Source organism: Tepidimonas sp., assembly GCF_036824975.1.
Lineage (GTDB): Bacteria > Pseudomonadota > Gammaproteobacteria > Burkholderiales > Burkholderiaceae_C > Tepidimonas.
This window is the reverse complement of the sequence record NZ_DAISZC010000110.1, coordinates 1-2,975: the sequence shown is the minus strand read 5'-3', so window position 1 is coordinate 2,975 and position 2,975 is coordinate 1. Positions and strand designations below refer to the sequence as shown.

General features: G+C 69.0%; 3 protein-coding genes. All 3 read right to left on the bottom strand.

What is annotated here, in order from left to right; all coding sequences use genetic code 11:
* On the bottom strand, positions 1 to 592 hold a 592-nt coding region (locus V7Z54_RS09645), incomplete at its 3' end, for an MFS transporter (RefSeq protein WP_334136175.1).
* 6 nt (positions 593 to 598) lie between these two features.
* Positions 599 to 1,822: a deoxyguanosinetriphosphate triphosphohydrolase gene (locus V7Z54_RS09640; RefSeq protein ID WP_334136173.1), complete on the bottom strand. Its 1,224-nt coding sequence runs from the start codon at positions 1,820 to 1,822 to the stop codon at positions 599 to 601.
* A complete protein-coding gene (gene aroB / locus V7Z54_RS09635) occupies positions 1,807 to 2,946 on the bottom strand; it encodes a 3-dehydroquinate synthase (RefSeq protein ID WP_334136172.1) in 1,140 nt (379 codons plus the stop codon). The genes V7Z54_RS09640 and aroB overlap by 16 nt, the downstream gene beginning before the upstream one ends.
* Positions 2,947 to 2,975: the final 29 nt, after the last annotated feature.

The window sequence follows — 2,975 nt, the reverse complement described above, 5'->3', positions numbered from 1 at the left end:
GCGGCTGACCGTCGGATTGCACCGATCGCCCGATCAGGAGCACGCAGACCCAGGCCAGCAGCCCCAGACAGCCCCAGGTGATGCGCCACCCCAGCCACGCCTGACTGGCCGCCGCCAGCAGCATGCCGCTGGCCACACCGGTGGGCATGTAGCCCCCCCACCAGCCCAGCGCCCGGCTCAGGACGGCCCCGTCGGGCACCGCCCGCCGCAGCAGACCGGGTGCCGGCAGCACCGCCATCAAGAACCCCAGCCCTTCCACCGCCCGCGCCCACAGCAGGACCTGCGGGGCGCTCGCCATGGCCCCGATCAGGCTACCTACACCCAGCAGCGTCAGTCCGGTCTGCATCACACGCCGGGCTCCGAGCCGGTCAGCCATCTGCCCCAGCACGGCACCCAGCGTCTTATCGGCGAACGGGATCATCGCCAACAGGAACCCTCCCTGCACCAGGGTGACGCCCCGTTCTTGGGTCAGCACAGGCAGGGCCGCGGGCAGCTTGCCCACGTGCAGGGCACTGGCCACACCGCAGCCCACGATCACCCACGCCTGCCCCGGCAGACCCACAGATGCTTCGCGATCGACCGCCTGCCGCATCGCGGGCTACCCAAACAGCCGCTCACCGGTCAGCCGCTGGTGCTCACGGATGGCAAAGCGGTCGGTCATGCCGGCAATGTAATCGGCCACCCGGCGCCGCAGCGACAGCCGCACCCCCTGGCGTTCGGGCGGCAACAGGCGCGGGTCTGCGCAATACAGGCGGTACAGGTCCGCCACAATACGGCGCGCCCGCGCGGTCGTCTCCATCACCTGGGGATGCCGGTACAGATTGACCAGTAAGAAGCGCTTCAGCGCCGCCGAGGCCTCGCGCATCGCCGGCGAAAAGCCCAGCAGCGGCGGGCTGCGGCGCACATCGTCCAGCGTCTGCACGCCAGCGGCGGCGACGGCGCGCCGCGTGGCCTCGATCACGTCGTACACCTGGGCACTTAGCATGCGGCGAATGGTTTCGTACAACAGCCGACGTCCGCACAGCAGCGGATGCTGTGCCAACGCCTCACGCCGGTAGGCATCGAACAGCTCCACCCCTTCGAGCTGCTCCAGCGTCAGCAGTCCGCTGCGCACGCCGTCGTCGATATCGTGCGCGTTGTACGCGATTTCGTCGGCCACATTGGCCAACTGCGCTTCCAGCGACGGGGACTGCCCGCTCAGAAAGCGTTCACCCACGCCCCCGGGTTCGCGCGCCTGCAGCCATTGCGCATTGGCGCGCGAACAGTGCTTCAGGATGCCCTCACGCGTCTCGAAGCACAGGTTCAGGCCATCGAAGGTGGGGTAGCGCTGCTCCAGCTCGTCGACGACGCGCAAGCTTTGCAGGTTGTGCTCGAAACCGCCGTGCGGCTCGTCATCACCGCGCGGCTCTTGCGCCGCCGGCCCCGTGTCCTCGTGCAGGCAGGCGTTGAGCGCATCCTGCCCCGCGTGACCGAAAGGCGTATGCCCCAGATCGTGCGCCAGCGCGATGGCCTCCACCAAATCTTCATGCAGGCCCAGCGCGCGCGCAATGCTGCGCCCGAGCTGCGCCACCTCCAGCGAGTGCGTCAGCCGCGTGCGAAACAGGTCTCCCTCGTGATTGAGAAACACCTGCGTCTTGTAGACCAGGCGCCGGAAGGCCGAGGAATGGATCACCCGGTCGCGATCGCGCTGAAACGGGTTGCGCGTCGGCGCCGGTGGCTCCGAATATCGGCGCCCGCGGCTGCGGGCCGGATCGCAGGCATAGGGCGCCAGTGCCCAGCCCGCCGCCGCAGCCTGCACCACCCCCCTCAGCTCAGGCTGCACGCCTCGATCACCTCCGCCACCACCGCATCGGGCACCGCCCGTACCTCGGCGTGTCCGGCTTCGTCCACCACCACGAAGCGGATCGCCCCGGCGTCGGCCTTCTTGTCCACCCGCATCAGCGCCAGGTAGCGCGCCGCGTTGTCGGAGCCCAGACGCGGGGCGCGCGTCGGCAGCCCGGCGGCAGCGATGAGGCGTGTTAGCCGCCGCACAAACGTCGGCGACACCCGCCCCAGCCGCTGCGACAGCGTCGCCGCCATCACCATGCCGCAGCCCACCGCCTCGCCGTGCAGCCACTGGCCATACCCCAGTCCGGCCTCGATGGCATGCCCGAAGGTGTGCCCGAAATTGAGGATGGCGCGCAACCCCGACTCGCGCTCGTCCTGCCCCACCACGGCGGCCTTGATTTCGCAGCTGCGCCGCACCGCATACGCCAGCGCGTCGGCATCGCGCGCGCACAGGCGCTCGATGTGCGCCTCGATCCAGTCCAAAAAAGCTAGATCGTAAATGGGCCCGTACTTGATGACCTCGGCCAGCCCGGCGCTGTACTCGCGCGGCGGCAGCGTGGCGAGCGTATCCAGATCGCACACCACGCGCAGCGGTTGGTAGAAGGCCCCGATCATGTTCTTGCCGCGCGGATGATTGATCGCCGTCTTACCCCCCACCGACGAGTCCACCTGCGCCAGCAGCGTAGTGGGCACCTGCACGAACGGCACGCCGCGCTGGTAGCACGCAGCGGCAAACCCCGTCATGTCGCCAACCACGCCCCCGCCCAGCGCAAACAGAACCGTCTTGCGGTCGCAGGCATGCTCCAGCAGGGCATCGAAAATGCGGTTCAGTGTTGGCCAGTCCTTGTGGGCCTCGCCGTCGGGCAGCACGATGTCGAGCACCCGCGAATAGTGGGGCGCCAGCGCCGCGCGCAGCGGCTGCAGATACAAGGGCGCAACGACCTCGTTGGTCACGATGGCCACGGTCTGTGCACGGGGCAGCCCCGCCCAGGTGGCAGGGTCCCCCAACAGGCCATTGCCGATGACGATGGAATAACTGCGCGCGCCGAGCTCCACCGTCAGCCAATGTCGCTCGACGGAGTGGGTCGGCAAGCCCGGTGCCACGTGTGCAAGATCCATGACTCCAAGTGTAGCGGCACCCCGGCGCC